Annotated in this window: 17 protein-coding genes; 13 read left to right on the top strand and 4 right to left on the bottom strand. The window is 34.5% G+C overall.

Annotation, left to right across the window (positions count from 1 at the left end; genetic code table 11):
* Window positions 1-5: 5 nt before the first annotated feature.
* The 6 genes from EVI01_RS05860 to EVI01_RS05830 all read left to right on the top strand — a co-directional run bounded on the left by EVI01_RS05860 (window position 6) and on the right by EVI01_RS05830 (window position 9,134).
* Window positions 6-815: a Cof-type HAD-IIB family hydrolase gene (locus EVI01_RS05860; RefSeq protein ID WP_010750766.1), complete on the top strand. Its 810-nt coding sequence runs from the start codon at window positions 6-8 to the stop codon at window positions 813-815.
* 16 nt (window positions 816-831) lie between these two features.
* On the top strand, window positions 832-1,833 hold the full coding sequence (gene ftsY, locus EVI01_RS05855; protein WP_010750765.1) for a signal recognition particle-docking protein FtsY: 1,002 nt from the start codon (window positions 832-834) through the stop codon (window positions 1,831-1,833).
* Between the two features lie 241 nt (window positions 1,834-2,074).
* Window positions 2,075-4,351, top strand: a complete 2,277-nt coding sequence (gshAB, locus tag EVI01_RS05850) for a bifunctional glutamate--cysteine ligase GshA/glutathione synthetase GshB (RefSeq protein ID WP_010750764.1) — start codon at window positions 2,075-2,077, stop codon at window positions 4,349-4,351.
* A 167-nt stretch (window positions 4,352-4,518) separates the two neighbouring features.
* The gene (locus EVI01_RS05845; RefSeq protein ID WP_010750763.1) at window positions 4,519-5,232 is read left to right on the top strand and encodes a hypothetical protein; all 714 of its coding nucleotides are present in this window, start codon (window positions 4,519-4,521) and stop codon (window positions 5,230-5,232) included.
* Between the two features lie 106 nt (window positions 5,233-5,338).
* Complete coding sequence (locus tag EVI01_RS05840; RefSeq protein ID WP_010750762.1) at window positions 5,339-6,355, top strand: WxLIP family cell surface protein; 1,017 nt, start codon at window positions 5,339-5,341, stop codon at window positions 6,353-6,355.
* A gap of 322 nt (window positions 6,356-6,677) precedes the next feature.
* Window positions 6,678-9,134 (top strand): BspA family leucine-rich repeat surface protein, encoded by a 2,457-nt coding sequence (locus tag EVI01_RS05830; RefSeq protein ID WP_010750760.1) that lies wholly within the window; start codon window positions 6,678-6,680, stop codon window positions 9,132-9,134.
* Between the two features lie 125 nt (window positions 9,135-9,259).
* On the opposite strand, the gene EVI01_RS05825 is transcribed toward EVI01_RS05830, so the two are convergent.
* Entirely contained in the window at window positions 9,260-9,706 is a 447-nt protein-coding gene (locus EVI01_RS05825; protein WP_010750759.1) for a YueI family protein, read from the bottom strand.
* Between the two features lie 145 nt (window positions 9,707-9,851).
* Here EVI01_RS05825 and EVI01_RS05820 point away from each other — a divergent pair, with 145 nt between their 5' ends.
* Genes EVI01_RS05820 through EVI01_RS05805 form a run of 4 tightly spaced genes read left to right on the top strand, consistent with a single transcriptional unit; the run spans window position 9,852 to window position 13,469 of the window.
* Window positions 9,852-10,802 carry an ABC transporter permease gene (locus EVI01_RS05820; protein WP_010750758.1) on the top strand — a complete coding sequence of 317 codons (951 nt, stop codon included), beginning with the start codon at window positions 9,852-9,854 and terminating at the stop codon, window positions 10,800-10,802.
* Entirely contained in the window at window positions 10,795-11,751 is a 957-nt protein-coding gene (locus tag EVI01_RS05815; RefSeq protein WP_010750757.1) for an iron chelate uptake ABC transporter family permease subunit, read from the top strand. The genes EVI01_RS05820 and EVI01_RS05815 overlap by 8 nt, the downstream gene beginning before the upstream one ends.
* Complete coding sequence (locus EVI01_RS05810) at window positions 11,748-12,503, top strand: iron ABC transporter ATP-binding protein (RefSeq protein WP_010750756.1); 756 nt, start codon at window positions 11,748-11,750, stop codon at window positions 12,501-12,503. Before EVI01_RS05815 ends, EVI01_RS05810 begins: the two co-directional genes overlap by 4 nt.
* A 15-nt stretch (window positions 12,504-12,518) precedes the next feature.
* Entirely contained in the window at window positions 12,519-13,469 is a 951-nt protein-coding gene (locus tag EVI01_RS05805) for a siderophore ABC transporter substrate-binding protein (protein ID WP_010750755.1), read from the top strand.
* A gap of 297 nt (window positions 13,470-13,766) precedes the next feature.
* Here the strand turns inward: EVI01_RS05805 and EVI01_RS05800 are convergent, their stop codons facing one another.
* Window positions 13,767-14,063: a hypothetical protein gene (locus tag EVI01_RS05800; RefSeq protein ID WP_010750754.1), complete on the bottom strand. Its 297-nt coding sequence runs from the start codon at window positions 14,061-14,063 to the stop codon at window positions 13,767-13,769.
* A 257-nt stretch (window positions 14,064-14,320) separates the two neighbouring features.
* On the opposite strand from EVI01_RS05800, the gene EVI01_RS05795 reads away from it, so the two are divergent.
* A complete protein-coding gene (locus tag EVI01_RS05795; RefSeq protein ID WP_010750753.1) occupies window positions 14,321-14,890 on the top strand; it encodes a GNAT family N-acetyltransferase in 570 nt (189 codons plus the stop codon).
* A 122-nt stretch (window positions 14,891-15,012) separates the two neighbouring features.
* Here EVI01_RS05795 and EVI01_RS05790 read toward each other — a convergent pair whose 3' ends face one another.
* Complete coding sequence (locus EVI01_RS05790) at window positions 15,013-16,140, bottom strand: hypothetical protein (protein WP_146811568.1); 1,128 nt, start codon at window positions 16,138-16,140, stop codon at window positions 15,013-15,015.
* 243 nt (window positions 16,141-16,383) lie between these two features.
* Here EVI01_RS05790 and EVI01_RS05785 point away from each other — a divergent pair, with 243 nt between their 5' ends.
* Window positions 16,384-16,740, top strand: a complete 357-nt coding sequence (locus EVI01_RS05785) for an iron-sulfur cluster biosynthesis family protein (protein WP_010750751.1) — start codon at window positions 16,384-16,386, stop codon at window positions 16,738-16,740.
* A 29-nt stretch (window positions 16,741-16,769) separates the two neighbouring features.
* Window positions 16,770-17,669 carry a metallophosphoesterase gene (locus EVI01_RS05780; protein ID WP_010750750.1) on the top strand — a complete coding sequence of 300 codons (900 nt, stop codon included), beginning with the start codon at window positions 16,770-16,772 and terminating at the stop codon, window positions 17,667-17,669.
* A gap of 26 nt (window positions 17,670-17,695) precedes the next feature.
* Here EVI01_RS05780 and EVI01_RS05775 read toward each other — a convergent pair whose 3' ends face one another.
* Complete coding sequence (locus EVI01_RS05775; RefSeq protein ID WP_010750749.1) at window positions 17,696-18,847, bottom strand: hypothetical protein; 1,152 nt, start codon at window positions 18,845-18,847, stop codon at window positions 17,696-17,698.
* Window positions 18,848-19,124: the final 277 nt, after the last annotated feature.

Here is a 19,124-nt window from a genome sequence, read left to right as displayed (position 1 = left end):
ATTAAATGATTAAATTAATTGCGATCGATTTAGATGGGACACTATTGAATGAAGAAAAGCAAATTTCAGAGGAGAACAAAAAAGCTTTGGCCAAAGCAAAAGCAAAAGGCGTAAAAATTGTTCTATGTACAGGGCGACCTTTAGCAGCAATGGCTCATTATCTCCAGGAATTAGGATTAGTAGATGAAGGAGACTACAGTATCACATTCAATGGTGGCTTGGTTCAAAAAAATGATACAGGCGAAATTATGGAGAAAAAAGTGATGACTGTCACAGATGTACATCGCCTACATGATTTAGCGCAACAATTGTCGTTGCCATTAGATATATTATCCGACAACGTGGTATTACAATTACCCACGGCACCAGAAAAACAATCATTGTATAATGTATTGAATAAATTGCTCCAATTCCAGCCAGCAGAATTATCGGAGATTACAGATGAATTGGTGTTGAATAAAGCTGTCATTGCCTACCCACAAGAAGAATTAGATCCAAAAATTAAAGAAATACCAACTGAATTTCATGAGAATTATGAGATCATCAAGACACGAAGCATGCTTTTAGAGTTTATGCCAAAAGGAGTAACGAAAGCCTATGGTATTTCTTTATTAGCAAAAGACTTAGGATTAAAACAAGAAGAAATCATGGCGATTGGTGATGAAGAAAATGATTTGCCAATGATTGAATATGCAGGGCTTGGTGTGGCGATGGAAAATGCTGTGCCATTTGTCAAAGAAGCGGCTAATTACGTGACTTCCAGTAACGTAGAACATGGTGTAGCAAAAGTGATTGAAAAATTTGTTTTAGATTAGGATTAGGGGGGGTTATATGGGATTTTTTGATAAAATCAAACGTGCATTTACTGGAGAAGAACAACAACCAGAAGAAATTGAAGTGCAAGAAAAATATGATAAAGGTTTAGAAAAAACCAGAAAAACATTTGGCGAACGAATGAATGAATTATTCGCTAACTTCCGTACTGTAGACGAAGACTTTTTTGAGGAACTTGAAGAAACGTTGATCGGTGCGGATGTCGGATTTGAAACAGCTATTCAAATTTCAGAAGCTCTACGCCAAGAAGTCAAGCTTAGAAATGCGAAAAAACCCGCAGAAGTTCAAAATGCAATCATTGAAAAATTAGTGGATCTTTATGAACAAGAAGGAATTAATGAGGTCAATGAATTAAATCTTCAAGAAGATGGGTTAACGGTTATTTTATTTGTGGGTGTGAATGGTGTTGGAAAAACAACGAGCATTGGTAAATTAGCCCATCAATACAAAAATGAAGGCAAAAAAGTACTTCTAGCAGCAGCGGACACTTTTCGTGCAGGTGCGATTGACCAATTAGTCGTTTGGGGCGAGCGTGCCGGCGTAGAAGTAGTGCGTGGAAATGCCGGAGGAGATCCGGCAGCGGTTGTTTATGATGCCATGGAACGTGCCAAAAGCGAACAGGTGGATGTCTTATTAGTTGATACAGCGGGGCGTTTGCAAAATAAAGTCAACTTGATGAATGAATTAGAAAAAATCAAACGTGTCATTCAACGTGAATTACCAGAAGCACCGCATGAGACATTGCTTGTGTTAGATGCAACAACTGGACAAAATGCTATGGTACAAGCCAAACAGTTTAAAGAAACGACCGATGTTACCGGATTGATTTTAACAAAATTAGATGGGACCGCAAAAGGCGGGATTGTCTTAGCCATCCGCAATGAGCTTCATTTACCAGTAAAATTAGTAGGACTGGGAGAAGGCATCGATGACCTTGAACCATTTGAGCCAAATGATTTTGTTATTGGATTATTTAAAGGCTTGTTAAAAGAAGAATAAAGATGTATCTTATAAAGAATGCCTAGCTAAAATAGTCATACGTTTTGGCTAGGTGCTCTTTTTTTTAAGCAAACAAATACATAAATTGCTGTAAAAATGGTGTATGAAATGAGAATAAATAAGCGATTGTTGCTTAAATAAAAAGCTAATGTAATCTTTTTTCATATCTGAAACAATTTCATTCTTTTTCTGACTTTTTTTTACTATAATTAGATGTATACGAACTGGAGGATAATGAACCATGAATTTTAAACAATTACTTAAACATCCTAGTTCACGTCCATTGATTGATCAAGCACGCTTTGGCATTGAACGAGAAGGACAACGAGTGAACCTGGCAGGACAACTAGCACGTACAGATCATCCCAATGCTTTTGGCGATCGAGCGTTTCATCCATATATTCAAACGGACTTTAGTGAAACACAAATTGAATTAATTACACCAGTTACAGATTCTATTCATGAACTTTTTCAATACATGGCGGCCATTTATGATGTTGCCTCTCGATCCATTCCTAATAACGAAATGATCTGGCCATTGAGTATGCCACCAGCGCTACCAGAAAAAGACGAAGAAATTATGATTGCTAAGCTGTCAAATTTTGAAGATGTACTGTATCGTCGGTATCTAGCCAAAGAATATGGCAAAAGAAAGCAAATGGTTAGTGGAATCCATTTCAATTTTGAATTTGGGGATGAGTTTCTGCGATCTTTGTTTGCGCAACAAACGGAATTTAAAGATTTTTCATTATTTAAAACAGAGCTTTACCTTAAGACTGCTAGAAATTTCCTTCGTTACCGTTGGCTGATTACTTATTTTTATGGAGCATCTCCTTTGAGTGAAGCAAATTATTTTGTAGACAAACCCGCCCCAAAAGAACCCGTGAGAAGTATCAGAAATAGTTCTTATGGTTATACAAATCACCCTAATGTTAAAGTGTCCTATGCTTCGATGAATCAATATTTAACGGATATTGAGCAAATGGTTGAAGAAGGTAAGCTATCTGAAGAAAAAGAATTATATACGCCGATTCGTTTTCGTGGGGGAAAACGTGTAGCAGATTTAGCAAAAACAGGCGTACGTTATATCGAATTAAGGAATATTGATTTAAATCCGTATGCCTATTTAGGAATTGATCAAGAACAAGTTCGCTTTTTACAGTTATTTTTAACTTATATGCTGTGGGTAGAAGAAGCAGAAGAAGCGGATCAATGGGTAGCAGAAGGATCAAAAAGAAATGAACAAGTTTCTTTAGAACATCCATTAATGCAAACAGAATTTGCAGAAGAAGGTCGTTTTCTGTTAAATGACATGAAGAAGATGGTGGTAGAACTAGAACAAGTAGAAGCATTACCTTTGTTAGAAAGAATGCTTAAAAAACTAGATAATCCAAGTGAAACGTTAGCAGCAAAAATCTATCAAGAAGCGCAAAAAAATACCCAACATGATTTTGCGACTGAACTCGGTAAAACGTATTACCAAAAAACACACGAACGACCTTATCAATTAGCAGGCTTTAATCATATGGAATTGTCGACACAAATCTTTTTATTTGATGCGATTCAACAAGGAATCGAAGTGAAAGTCATGGATGAAACCGATCAGTTTTTACGCTTGCAACACCAGCATCATGTTGAGTATGTCAAAAATGCCAATATGACAAGTAAAGACAGTTATATCGTACCATTGATTATGGAAAACAAAACAGTAACAAAAAAAATTCTGAAAGAAGCCGGTTTCCGTGTTCCAAATGGGTCAGAATTTACCACGATGGCAGAAGCGATTAAGGCTTATCCAAGATTTGCGGAACAAGCTTTTGTGATCAAACCTAAATCAACGAACTATGGGTTAGGAATTACGATTTTCAAAGAGGGCGCAGATTTAGCCGATTATAAAGCAGGACTTGAGATTGCTTTTAGAGAAGACCATGCTGTTTTAGTTGAAGAATTTATGCCAGGAACAGAATATCGTTTCTTTGTTATTGATGGAATTGTTCAAGCGATCTTGTTACGTAAGCCAGCGAACGTTGTGGGAGATGGTCAGCGGACGGTCGCCGAGTTGGTTGAGGAAAAGAACCTTGATCCTTTAAGAGGAACCAATCACCGTGCTCCTTTGGAATTGATTCAATTAGGAGAATTAGAACAGTTGATGTTAAAAGAACAAGGACTAACTATTTCTTCTATTCCTGCGAAAGATCAAGTGGTTTATTTACGTGAAAACTCGAATATCAGTACCGGTGGCGACTCTATTGATATGACGGACGAGTTTTCTGAAGGTTATAAGCAAATCGCTGCTTCAGCAGTTGAAGCTTTAGGAGCAAAAATTAGTGGAATTGACTTGATTATCCCAGATAAAAACCTAGACCCTGAAACAGAAGCAACTGCCTATGGCATCATCGAAGCGAACTTTAATCCAGCGATGCACATGCACGTCTATCCTTTTGCGGGCAAAGGCAGAAGGCTAACTATGGATGTATTAAGATTACTTTATCCAGAACTTCATATAAAAAACTCCTGATTGATAATAATCAGGAGTTTTTTATATAGATTGTTATTTTTTTAAAATATTACACGAGGCTGGCGAAAAAATAAAAAAATAGCTCGCTTGTTTTAGTGGTATTCTTTTTTTTGTTCTTCATTAAAGGTAGAGCATCAATACCTATAAAAGAAAGTGAGTGAAAAGGAATGAAAAAAAGTATTTGTTTAATCAGCACAGGATTATGTGCTTCTTTTTTAGTGGGCAACAGCATAGGAGTATCTGCTGCAAGTACCACGATCAACCCAGATCCGTCAACTGCTGAAACCCCGATTACTGCTCCTCTTCTACTACCAGACAATGGAGGAAGTAATCCTACACCACCAAGCAATACAAAAGATCCAGCAAACCCAACTGACCCAGGGAATAAATCAAATAATCCTACTGTAGCGTTTGGAATTGCTTATGAGCCTGGAACGTTTACCATTCCTTCAACAAAATTAGTGGAAACTGGTTCACAAACCATTAATGTGACAATGCCCAAAAACTCAGGGACATTTGACATAGGTGTCAAAGATAAAACCCGTGATACAAAAGGATGGACGTTGAAGGCACAAGTTGTTTGGGATAATGCAGAGCAAGGGATGTCTATCCAAACAGGACATACGGGAACAAATGCGAAAGTCAATACTGGCGGTGGTAATTTGGTTGATGCACCAGCTGGATCCATTACAGCAGCGCCAAATGTGGAAATCACTTCAGGAGCACAGGCCTTATTAATGACGGGGACACAAGGGTTTATTCATAACGATACTTATGATTACGATTTAGGACAAGTGGCTCTGAAAATTGCTAACGCAAAAACAACGACAGCAGATAATCATACCGGACATGTGGAATGGAATCTGGCTGTTACGCCATAGAATAATCAAAAAAGGGAAAGAAATTCCTCTTTCCCTTTTTTGATTGTTAGCAGATAAGTTTTAAAGAGAATTTGCTGATAATCAAAAAAAGGAAGGAAGAACAGAATTGATAAAAAAACTTATTTATTCAATTATCTTAAGTTTTATTTTTGTAGTTTTGAGCGCAACCTCTGTGCAAGCAGATGAGGTAATGGGCGGATATACCGTTGAACCTGTACCAAATAGTCATCAAATTGACCCGGATTTAGGCTATTTTTTTCTTTGTGAAAAGGAAGGGACAAAAGATTGTTTAGGTGTAAAGTTAATCAACAGCTCTGATCAAACAAAAGTGTTGAAAGTAGTAGTTACAAATGCCAATACGAATTACAATGGATTATTGGATTATACTGGGAAAATAAAAGACAATAAAGATTTAAAACAACCGTTAACCTCAATAGTAAAAACGACCCAGTCAGAAGTCACTGTTCCAGCAAAAAGTGAGGTAGAAACAACACTGGACGTGAAAATGCCAAAAGATAAATTCTCTGGTGTCATTGTAGGTGGAATTGTTATTTCTGAAAAAAATGATGATAGTACAACAAAACATGAAAAGGAAATAATGGTTGAAAACAAGTACAACTACACAATAGGTGTTGTTTTAACAAATGATGCGAATACACGAATGAATCAACATATCTCTGTAAGTTTAGAAAAAGTTGCACCGGTTTTGTCTGATGGTCGAAAAATAATTCAAGCAGACATTTTAAATCCTTATTCTTATATTTTTGATAAAGCGAGCGTCACTGGTGAAATTCGTGAAAAAAATTCAGATAAAATTCTCCAAAAACAAGAAAAAACAAATGTCAATATCGCGCCTCACTCCGTTTATCCTTTTCAATTTGATTGGAAAAAGGATGAGTTAAAAGCTGGTGATTATGTTTTTAGTGGAGTAGTGCAAGCTAGCGGTAAGAAATGGGTATTGGAACAACCATTTAAGATTACCTCTTCTTCTGCTAAGGAAATCAATGAAAAATCAATCTATCATGTCATTATTCCTCAATGGCTTAAAATTAGCTGGCTGATTGTCCTACTAGTCAATATCGTTGGAACTAGTTATCTAGTGTTCAAGTATAGCAAGAAATGAAGAAATGTTTGTGTGCTTTTAAAACGATAAAGATAAAAGGCAATGACCAGATGTTGCTATTGGTAACTTATTTGATTGGAAGGGATGGATAATGATGTATACAACAGCGTTTTTTATTATTTTAATGGGTATTCTTTTTTTATGTTCAACTATTTACTTCTTTTTAGATAACTATAAAAAGAACATTATAGGGCAAGAAAATAAAGGAATTCTTTTTATCAATATCATCTTACTTATTTCCTCAATGGTTCTACTTATATTAGGGATTGTATATTATATCGTTGTAAATCAACAATTATAAGGTAAGAAAGAGGCGATGGGGTTGAGAAAAATAAAGTATATTTCTATTATCGTTTTTCTATTGGGGAATGTGATTTATCAAGGAAAATATGGATTTGCGGCCAATGAGTTTGAACAAAGTACGACGACTACAGCAACTAAGCATTCAACGATTGTTGAAAGTAGCCCAACGCAAGTGTCTGAAATAGCCAGTTCAATAGCCAAAAATCAAGTTTCAACATCAGAAGCAAGGGAAACAACGACTGGAAGTTATAATAATATTCTTTATACGTTAAAAGGAACGGAATTACAACTGACTGGCATATCGAGTAATGAATCCGTACAAGAGATTTTGATCGATTCTGCCTTTGTAAATGGCATTGCCCCAAGAGTTGACAAGCTTGTATTAACTTCGGCCTTTTTTGATTCATTGAAAGGAAAAGCGATTGATTCTTTTATCATCTCTTCTTCTCTTAACCTCATCCCTTGTATTTCTGATGGGGAAGGGAGAAATGTTGAACTGAAACAAGCATTTGCAGGAAATGAATCATTAGTGACTGTTGATTTTGGTTTGACCGATTTTAGTAGCGTAACTGATACTAGTGAAATGTTTGCTAATTGTTCCAATTTAAAAATGGTTCAGATCAATAAATTATATGCAACTAATCTAGCAGGTATGTTCAAAAACTGTGTCAGTTTAGAACAAGTCAACATCCCGGAAAATGTACATCCTGTCAATCTAGCAGATATGTTCAATAATTGTCCTAAATTAGTGAATGTAGTAGGGATAAACCAATGGGGAACTGAGAGGATCAATAATGTTTCCGGAATGTTTCTAAACTGTGGTGTGCTAATGGATTTAGATTTAAGTCAATGGCCAATTAATTTAAAAAAACAGTTAAATGATCAAATAGAAGAAAGTGGCTCAAATAAGGAAATGAGTGAAGAAAACGCAGAAACCAATCTACCTATTCAGGGGGACTACGCAACAACCCCATCAACAAGTACTGCTTCTGAATGGCAATATCAGTTATCTCCTCAAAGTGACCGCTACATTCTAACAAAATATATTGGTAAGAGTACAACCATCATTGTTCCCAATACGATAAATGGGAAGCCGACAAGTTTACAAGACATTAGCAAGAGTGTTTTTCCTAATTATCAGTCAATTACGAGTTTCAAGATTGCCTCAGGAAATAAGGTGCCTATTCAAGATGCAGATTTGAGATATGCTTTTCAATTTTGGCCTGCTTTAAAAGAAGTCGATCTTACAGGTTTAGATACAAGTGCAGTAACGAATACAGGAGCGATGTTTGCGAATGTGCCACTTTTAACAAAAGTTGATCTTAGTGGTTGGGATACTTCCAATATTACGGATATGAATTATATGTTCAACGCTGACAGGCAATTACAAGAACTAATTTTAGCTAATTGGGATGTTCGTAAGGTAACAAATATGACTTATATGTTTGCTTATTTAAGTAATTTAAAAACATTAGACTTAAGTTCTTTTCAAACAAATCAAGTAACAAATATGAATAGCATGTTTATTGAAACCACTAATTTACGGTTATTAAATCTCAGTCAGTTTAATTTAACTAATGTAAGGAATATGGGAAGTATGTTTACGACTAGTACAAAGTCACCACTCTTGGTTATTGCTAAGGACAGTAAATTATTGAATTATAATTATTCTTCTGGAAATCGTACCTTCACGGGACCAACTTTTAATGCAGGAGGAGGAACTTTTGCAGATAACAGTCCGACGAAAAATTATTTTCAATCAATTGCGATAACGCCGACCGATCCAAAACTGCAAATTCAGACATTTAATCAATTTAAATCTTCACTAGCTGTGGAGAAACCAAATAGTATTTTTGCTGGTTGGCAGGTGAACGGAGTTGATAATGCCAGCAATGTAACAGATCTACTCACAACCACGTATCAAGCAACTTGGACATCATTACCGGAAATACCCTCGGATACAGATAATGTGAGACCTGGAACAACCAGTTTGTTTGGCCTGACATATATTCCTAAACAATTTGGTTTTTTGGCAACACCCCTAAATGAATCTGGTACGCAACAAATCTCTTTTAACAAACAAAATTCTTTTGATGTCGGTGTGTGCGATAAAAGCCAAACAGATAGTACTTGGTCATTACAAGCACAGCTTGTTTGGGATAGAAATCAAGTGATTCCAGGAAGTGCGATCATCTTAACCAACCAAGGAAGCGTACAAAAAAATATCAATGATGGAACGACACCCTTTAATCCAAACACTGATTTAGTTGGTAGTGGCAATGAAGTACAAGGAGCAATCACGCCCGCAATCACATCGAATAGCCCGGTGATGATTATGCAAGCTAATCCAGTCAATCATAATGCAGTGTATAACTATAACTTAGGAAACCCATATTTAAACATTGCAGAGACAAAAAATGTACAGCCTGGAATTTATAAGGGACATATTGAATGGAATCTCGTAAAAGCACCGTAATTACAATAGATTTAAGGAAAATGAAAAGAAGTATAAACAAACGACCAATTGGTTTGTTTATACTTCTTTTTTAGTTCATTACATTATTCTTAAAGAAAGACATAGAAATAATTATCTATTTATTTTTAAAAGAAACGTTTCCAGAAACTTTTTTTCTTTGGCTGTTCTTTTTGTGGAAGGGATTCATCTTTAGGGTACTTCTTTTCGACATCAATCACTGGTTCATTGACTGCTTCTTTGGCTGTTAATAGTAAGCCAAAGCTGTTTGGATCATCAGATACAAAATCATTGACAATTGTAAAGTGTACATTTTTTTTTGTAGCTAATTGGATATATTGATTTTGTAATGCTAAAGGTAATAAGCCGTTTAGAAGAACTGTTGCATCAGGTTGATTTTCCAGTTCTTTTAAAAAATTTTCTTTATTTACAGGGTCTTTCATCTCAGTAATTGTCATACTTAAATAACAACGTTCGCGAAATGTTCCCATATATTGATGTTGTTCTTCTGGATTGACTAAGGGCGTACCATACATTCCTTTGTCTAAGTGACTTTGTAAATCATCTTTTGCCATCAAAATCCCCCTTTACTTGATATTTTTAATTAAATTATACCATAGAAAGAAACAATGACTAAAAAGATAAAAAGCGGGTTGCTTTTGTTCATCGGTTCACTTAGAATAAGAATGAGAATCATTATCAATTAGAAAGGAGCATTTGATGCGTTACGGTTGGCTCGTTGGCTTAATGTCATTACTTATAATCTGCTCTTTATTGGTGGGAGTCTCAAACATTCAACTATTGGATTTGCTCCAGTTTAAAGGGCAGAGTACGCAATTATTTTTTGCTACGCGTTTACCACGAACGGTTTGTTTAATCTTAGCAGGAGCAACTAGTAGTATTTGTGGCTTGATCATGCAACATTTAACGCAAAATAAATTTGTTTCTCCCACAACGGCTGGAACAATGGATAGTGCACGTTTAGGTATTTTAGTGGTTATGCTTTTTCTACCCAATACCTCCTTACTTTTGCGTTCATTCTCTGCTTTTTTGTTTGCTTTTGCTGGTACATTATTATTTTTATTTTTTGCCCGGTCTTTTCCACAAAAAAACCAATTGATGATCCCTTTGATCGGTGTCATGCTTGGAAACATCATTGGTTCAATTGCTACTTTTTTTGCGTATCAATTTCAATTGATCCAAAATATGTCTTCTTGGCTACAAGGAAATTTTGCCACAATTATTCGTGGGGATTATGAGTTGCTTTATCTCACGGTTCCATTATTAGTGGTCATCTATTTTTTTGCGTATCGATTCACTATTATTGGTTTGGGGGAATCGCTTGCGGTGAATTTAGGGATTGACTATCAAAAAATGCAATTATTAGGAATTGGGCTTGTTTCGTTAGCCAGTGCAGTTGTATTGATCATGGTGGGAAGTATTCCATTTTTAGGAGTGATTATACCAAATATCACAGCAAGATTGTATGGCGATCAAGTACATAAAACGATAGGTTTCACGGCATTATTAGGAAGTATTTTTTTGCTTTTTTGCGATCTGGTTGCACGATTAGTGATTTACCCTTATGAAATTCCTGTAAGTGTGATTGTGGGAATACTCGGAGCAATTATTTTTCTCTATCTACTAATAAGGGGGAGAAAAAATGCTTAAAAAAAAGGGTGTATTTATCGGGTTAGTGCTTTCTGTTGTTTTAGTTGTAGGTTGTTATTTGACGATTAATACGTATGGGAACTGGCAATTTGCTTGGACTTTGCGCAGTAAAAAGGTATTTGCTTTTATGCTCGTTTCATTAGCTACAAGCAGTGCTACGATCAGTTTTCAAACCATTACACAAAATCAATTTTTGACACCTTCGATATTAGGTTTAGATTCCCTATATGTGCTTGTACAAACGATTCTTTTCTTTGTTTTAGGTGGCGTAACGATGTTGCAACAAACAGGTGTGGGATTTTTTTTAGCAAACATTGCTATGATGGTGGGACTTAGCCAATTGTTGTTCTATTTTTTATTAAAGAAGGGTCAAACAAACTTATTTTTACTTTTAATGACGGGCGTGATTTTAGGTACGTTATTTCGTAGTGTGAGTACATTTTTACAAGTAGTGATGGATCCTAATGAATATGATTTATTACAAGGAAAATTATTTGCAAATTTTGGTAATATACCGAATCATTATTTGTTACCAGCAGCATTGTTGATTGGTTGTACATGGTTGCTTTTGTTTTCTAAATATCGGTATCTAGACGTCTTTCATCTAGGACATTCCCAGGCGATCAATTTAGGGATAGATACAGACCGGTTTCAATTTTTCATTTTGTGTTGTGTCAGTCTTTTAACTGGAACAGCCACAGCTTTAGTAGGACCCGTCACTTTTTTAGGATTTATTGTGGCAAATGTTAGCTATCAATTATTTGCTACTTATCGGCATAGCGAGTTGTTTTTAGGTAGTTTTTTTGTTTCTTTACTTTTTTTGGCTGGCGGACAGCTCTTTGTTGAACAAATTTTTAGGTGGAACACCACGGTTAGTGTCATCGTAGAATTTTTAGGTGGATTATATTTTATGTCCAAATTGGTTCGAGAAAGGAAGTCAATAGGATGATTGATTTAAAAATGGTCAATAAAAGCTATCATGAAAAACACGTCGTGAAAGATATCAATGTAACGATTGAGGAACAAAAATTAACAGCTTTTATTGGTCCGAATGGCGCTGGAAAATCGACCGTTCTTTCGTTGATTAGTCGTTTGATTGCTAAAGATACGGGGGAAATATATCTTGATCATAATGAAGTAAAAGCATGGCGATCCAAAGAATTAGCCAAAAAATTATCTATTTTACGGCAGTCAAATGGTATCAGTATGCAAATGACTGTAGAAGAGCTAGTAGAGTTTGGCCGTTTTCCTTACACAAAAGGCAAGTTAACAAAAAAAGATCAACAAATTGTAGCAGAATCGTTGCAACATTTAGGATTAATTTCACTAAAAAAGCAAACCATCAACACTCTTTCAGGCGGTCAATTGCAACGAGCCTACATTGCCATGGTTTTAGCTCAAGATACGGACTATATTTTGCTTGATGAGCCTTTAAATAATTTAGACATGAATTTTGCCGTGCAAATCATGCAAATTTTAAAACAATTAGTGAAAGATTTAGGCAAGACAATTGTTATTGTTCTTCATGACATTAACTTTGCAGCGAGTTATGCCGATGAGATCATTGCGATGAAAAATGGAGAACTATTTATTCAAGGGAAAACCAATGAAATTATCCAAAAGAACATTTTAGATGAATTATATGAAATGAACATTCGAGTTTGCGAAATTGAAGGACGCAGATTCTGTCTTTATTTCTAAAAAAGGAGAATAGAAATGAAAAAATTAATTGTCAGTTTTTTATTAGTCGCAACATTAGGATTAGCAGCTTGCGGGAACAACCAAGGAGATCACGCTGCTGATACAAAAACAAGTAAGGAAGAAACAGCTTCTTTAACCGTGAATGATAGTAACGGCAAGAAGGTAGAACTCCAAAAGAACCCACAAAAAGTGGTCGTATTTGATAATGGGTCTTTAGATACTTTAGATGCTTTAGGGGTAGGCGATAGAGTCATTGGTGCAGCGACCACAAATTTACCTGATTATTTAGATAAATATAATAAAGTTGATTCAGCGGGTGGTCTTAAAGAACCTGATTTAGAAAAGATCAATCAAATGCAACCTGACCTGATTATTATTTCTGGACGACAAAGTGATTATCAAGAAGAATTAAGCAACATTGCTCCAACATTATACTTAGCTGTTGATGCAAACAAACCGTGGGACTCCATCCAGCAAAATGTAAATACTTTAGCTGAAATTTTTGATAAAGAAAACAAAGCAAAAACAGAATTAGCTAGCTTAGACAAAGAAATCGAAGAGGTAAAAGCAAAAACAAGTAAACTTGATCAAACTGCGCTAGTTACTTTAGTCAATGAAGGACAATTATCGGCATATGGCTCTGGCTCTCGATTTGGCTTGATACACGATGTCTTTGGTTTCAAACAAGCAGATGATCAAATTAAGGCTTCTACTCATGGACAAAGTGTTTCTTATGAATATATTTTAGAAAAAAATCCGGGCATTCTTTTTGTAGTTGACCGTACGAAAGCAATTGGAGGAGATGACAGTAAGGACAATGTTTCTGCTAATGAACTCATTGCTCAAACTGATGCGGGGAAAAATAAGAAAGTCATTTCACTACAACCTGATGTATGGTATTTGAGTGGCGGTGGCTTAGAGTCAATGAAGATAATGATTGAAGATGTAAAGCAAGCATTGAACTAAAAATACATTGGAAAATTTCACTTTTAGAAAAAGACCAAATGATTTCGAAATTTAACTTCCTATTTTCGAGATCGTTTGGTCTTTTTCCTCTATTAATTTAGCTATATTACCATCATTTTTAATTTTTCTGCTCATCAGTGACATGTTTTGGGAAATCCGTCTTCAATATAAATTCATTATCTACTTCGTAAGGATCAATTCTAGATTGGTGCCGTGAAGTATTTTTTAAGCATCTAGTTCGCCTCCTCTTTGGTAACTACAAGGATAAAAGACGAACCTTAAGTAAGTCTTAAAAAGCTACATTTTTGTTTCAGCTAATGTTTGATAATTTAATATGGTCATTGTGCGATAAAAATCGACAGGTAGCTGCGACCAACGTTTTAGTAATTGGTAAAAATAACTTTCTTCGGCTTTAATTTTATATTCACTTAAAATTAAACCAAAAGAAGGCAGTTGTTTTTGAGACATTTTTTTAAATACCGAAAGAGCCTTTTCTTTATCTTCATTGACAAAGAGTGTTTTTACTTCAATGTAAGACCCTTCGATATTTTGTGTTTCTTCAATAAAATAGATTCTTTTTACATATTCTCTCATAGAAATCCCTCCATCATCCGTTATTTTTATTTGTTAAACTAAAGATACCTGAAAGTTGTTAATAAAACGTGAACAAAAAGTTATTGTTTTTCAAGGAATGATTAAGGATTTTTTACTTTTGAGTCACTCATTGCGATTTTAAGACTAGTTTAAGATGAATAGATTAGCTAGGTATTTTCTAGAATGTTTGTCACTTGCCACGCTGAATAAATTTCGATACAGTGAATAAAATGAACAAGTAAATGGGAGGAAGAGAAATGGAAGAAACAAACAGTCGAAATGTTATTTTTGCACAATATCAAAGAATTGAAACCAAGCGCTTGATTTTACGACCAGTAACATTACAAGATGCACAAGATATGTATGAATACGCAAAAGATGAAGAAACTACGCATTTTGTTTTTCCAATGCATCAATCAATTACCGATACAAAAAATAACATTGCCAATTACTTTATGGCAACTCCCTTAGGAAAATACGGGATCGAATTAAAAGACACGCATCAATTGATTGGCACCATTGATTTAAGAGTGCAAGAAAGCCAAGATAATGCAGAGATTGGTTATACCTTAAATAAAAAGTATTGGGGAAAAGGGATTATTGCTGAAGCTTGTCAGGCATTATTAAAGCTGGGTTTTGAAGAATTAAACTTGATTCGTATTTATGCCTATCATGATGTAGAAAACCCAAATTCTGGACGTGTGATGGAGAAGATCGGCATGAAAAAAGAAGGAGTCATCCCATATGCAAGACGTTCAAAGGGGAAAGTCGTTACTTTGGTTTTGCGAGGAATAACACAAAAGGAGTGGTTAGCACAAAAAGAATAACCACGTAGGAGTTATATCTGAATAAGAATGATAGTCCTAACTATAAACAAAGACTAGTCCACTTTAACGGAAAAAACAGTGTTGCACATATATGTTAAAAGTGAACTAGCTAAATTTCAATGCTATCTTTCATTGGTGAAGGAATAGCGTGAATGTAAAAAAGTAAGATTTTCTATCTGATCAGTAGGTGTAGATTTTTCTAATTTTTGTTGAATGGATGTGAAGTCTATTTTAGTTTTAGGATCAGCTCTAAATTTTTTTGCGTTCTCGATTTTATAATGAATCCACTTTGATTGACCCTCTATTTGAAAAAATGGTCTTAGCATAAAATATTTTAGTTTAGAAAGAGGGTCATTTTTATTGCTTAATCGATTTATGAACTTTTCATCTCTTTTCCATTTTATTTTTTTAGCATAATTTTTTCGGTTTAAATAATAGGTTTCAAAAAGATAATCCAATGTTTTATTAAATTCAGTATTATTTGTTTTTAAAGCTGTAAGGAATCTTCTTCGCATTTCTAATGTTGAATGAAAGGAAAAAATAGAGCCCCATTTTGGTGAAATTGTCGTTTGAGATGGATGATGCTCAAATAGGTTTATTTTACAGTTAAAAAGTGCTGTTTTCAGAGTTGCTTCAATCTCGCTGAACACACAATTGCCTATAAATTGCTTGTTCATTTTAATATTAAGTGGTGATAATTTTTTTTCTTTTGATAAAAAAACAAATTCGTTTAGCTCACCATAGAGATCCTTGTCGAATGGATGGACTTTGTTACTATGAAATAAATAATGACTAAGACTATCCAAATCATCTTTAGCAATAGTGATATAATTTACTGGATCAAAGCGATTCTTATCAACCATCATGAGGGTATAGGCTTCGTCTCTTTTATAAACGATGATTCCAGAAGTATGTATAGCATCAAGTGAATCATTGATTAAATAGTCGAGTGGAAGCATAAAAAAGGAGGTAGGATGATTATTTTCAAGTTTTTCAAGTAGCTGTTTGATAGACTCTCTATTGGTTGCTTCATAAAAATCAAGTGTATTTTTGAGTGAAGCGATGATTTTTTCTTTTTGTTCTTTATCAACAAAAAAAGCGTTAGTATCTTGTTCGATCATTTTTTGATAGGCTGAAAATAGTATAAGATAACTTTTTTTTAAGTCCGCCGTCACAGCAAAAATTTTATCGTTTTTCTTCATACCTAATGTAATAGCTAAAATTTCATAGCGTAGTTCATAATCATTCATAGCTTCATATCCTTTTAATTAATTGATTTGGAACATTAGCTAGTCTATCATAGCTTAGAAAGCAGCGGACTACGTATTTTTCCAAAAGTGGGAAAAGGTAGCAAGAAAACTTTTTCAGATAAATATCTCATTATTAATAGAAAGAGATGAACGGAATTGGATAGAAGGAAAAAGATATACGGTCTAAACAAGTTAGTTGCATCCCATTTGTAAAATCATTAAGCTAAACTTGAGGTGATTATAATGGAACTATTATTAACAGAAGAAGCTAAAGAAAAATTACAAAATCAAATAAACGAAGGTGAGCAAGTGTTATTTGATATAGAAGATGGCGATGGCCCATTTGCAGATAGTCGAGTGACTTGCCAACTCGATACGTCTTTTCGTTTAATTATTGTCAAGAAAAATACGACGAAGGACTTGAGTCTCTACACTGAAAAAGTAAAAACACCAATTGGAGTGATTTGGATCAAAAAAAGTGCGTTGATCTACATGGATAATCCTACAACGATTGCTGTTGAACCCACATATAAAAGTTTACAACTAAAAGGAGCAAGTGGATTATTGAAAGGGAACTTGCAAATCATGCACGCAGAATAAATGAATGAAGAAAGTTAGAAGGTAAGAAAATGGGGAAGTTAGCTATTATTAGCGATTTACATGTGGATATCAATAAATTCAGTGAAAAAGAATTAATGATGTTGTTGGATGTCTTAAATAAAAAAAACATTACCCGACTGCACTTGGCAGGGGATGTAGCCAATAAAGTTGATATTTGCCAAGGTGTCGTTGCATTTTTTGCTAAAAAGGGATTACCAACCACATTTAACTTTGGCAACCATGAATTAGCAGATGTCACAGGTGAAGAGATGATGAACCATTTTCCTGCCCCTCATTTTCTAAATGAACGCTATCTTGCTCTAAATGAACGCACAATTTTACTAGGGCTAAATGGCTGGTATGATTATCAATTCTCTGATCTGAAAGAACATAAACAAATCCTTCGCATGAAGAATCTTTACTGGTATGACCGATTTATAAAGCGTGAAGGAGATGATCTTGAAGTAAATGCGCGTTTTCTTAAAGCGGCCAAAGTATTATTAGATATCACTGCATCTAAAGGACTTGATGTGGTTTTAGCTACCCATTTCGTTCCCCAAAAAGAATTTATTGTGTATCAACAAGCGCCTTATGAACGGTGGAATAAATTGAATGCTTTTTTAGGTTCCGCTTCTTTTGGGAGATTGCTGGATCAATACAGCCATATTAAACAAGTGGTTTTCGGTCATACACATCGCAGATTTGAAGATAAAATGATCCATGGAACGATCTATAGCTGTCGACCGTTTGGTTATTACTATGAATGGCAGTTAACTAGAGACTTTGTGCAAGAGTATCAGCTGATTGATCGTTATAATCCCATGAAACTACGTGCTTTATTACGGGCACATCATCCAATGTTTAGTGCCTATCAAACTCAATATTTATCAAAAGAATTTGAAAAAGCCATGACAATTATTCCTTATTAAGGATAAGCTTGTCATGGCTTTTTTTGCTATTGATCGATACTTAGTGGCACTTGGGATTTAGCGTTTTTGTTCTTACTGTTTTCTTGGAAAATTATTTCTGTTTTTTCTTTTGCCTTAGCTATTTTTTCGAAAAGCATCACTTTTTCTTTTGCGTTGTTGTGAGGAAGGTTACATTGATTTTCAGCAGATAACTTCGAAAAAAAATCAATTCTCTTAATGACTATTCCTTCTTCATAAATATTTTTTCCGGATAAAATTTGTTGAATTTCAGGGTATTTATTCATTTCGCTTTTGATTTCTTGATGAATCTTTTTTTTTGTTTCAAATGGCGAAAAGCATAAAATCTTATTTCTTTCCTTTCTTTGTAGATAAAGTTTAAATAATAAATCAAAAGGTTTTTGGGGTCCGTTAAATTCTTGTTTTATTGCGTCTAAAAAATACATACGCATCATTATAACGGAATCAGGTTGAGTGTTCCATTTGATTTTTCCTAAACTTTGTGAGGCAAATAGATCGTGGCGACAGTGAAAGAGGGCTGTTTTTACAGTGGCTTCTATTTCTTTCACGATACAGTTTCCTGTCTTTTGAGGATGCATCCGATAAGATAGTGGAGTTATTTGTTTACCGTTTGCGTGCTCAATGATTTTGTGGTAGATATAATAAGGTTGTTCAGGATGTGGATTGTATTTGTTTAAAACTAACTGATCACAAACTGAGGGCATGTTATTATTGGGAATCGTAACAAAATAGATAGATGCATCTTTAAATTGTTTGTTAACCAAGAAAATTTTATATCCATCTTTTTCTTTATAAATATAGGAACCAAAAACATGACCTTCTGTTGCAGGAGGTTCAACAGTACAGCGTAATGGTAAAATCAGGAAATCTGCAGGATCATTTGGTGTCATTTGTTCCAATATATGTAAGAGTTGTAGATTATTGGTTATAGAGTAGGATAATTTACTTCTATCAAGTGATCGGATGATCGCTTTTTTATCGGATGAGCGTGCAAAAAATTCCTCCTGATCTTGTTCAAGCATTTGGCTATAAATCGAAAACAAGGTAGAATAATTGGAACTATGTTCCTCCACACGAGACAACCAATTATCATTGCGTTTAAATGATAATGAGAGTGCAAAAATATCTAGATATTTTTGCAATTTGTTTACATAAGTCATAAATTTACCTCCATTTATTAAGTTGAAAAATTTGCTTCTTTAGCTATTTCTAAGTATGGTATAATTAAAAACATGAAAATAACTACTTTTTCAAAAAATAAAAATAAATAGAAATCTATAATTGATGCTAAGCATTTTGTTGTTTATAACCAAAATCAATGACAGACAAAGCAGAGTGAAAAAGTTATTAAAGAAACAATCAAATGAAGAAGATGTTCCAAAAAATTGTTGTGATAATTGAAACCTATGGGACACCAATTGTTTTCAAAATCTTAAA

Origin of the sequence: Enterococcus villorum, assembly GCF_007990225.1 — a bacterium.
Classification (GTDB): Bacteria; Bacillota; Bacilli; order Lactobacillales; family Enterococcaceae; genus Enterococcus_B; species Enterococcus_B villorum.
The sequence above is the reverse complement of the archived record's forward strand: the minus strand, read 5'-3'. Positions and strand labels throughout refer to the sequence as shown.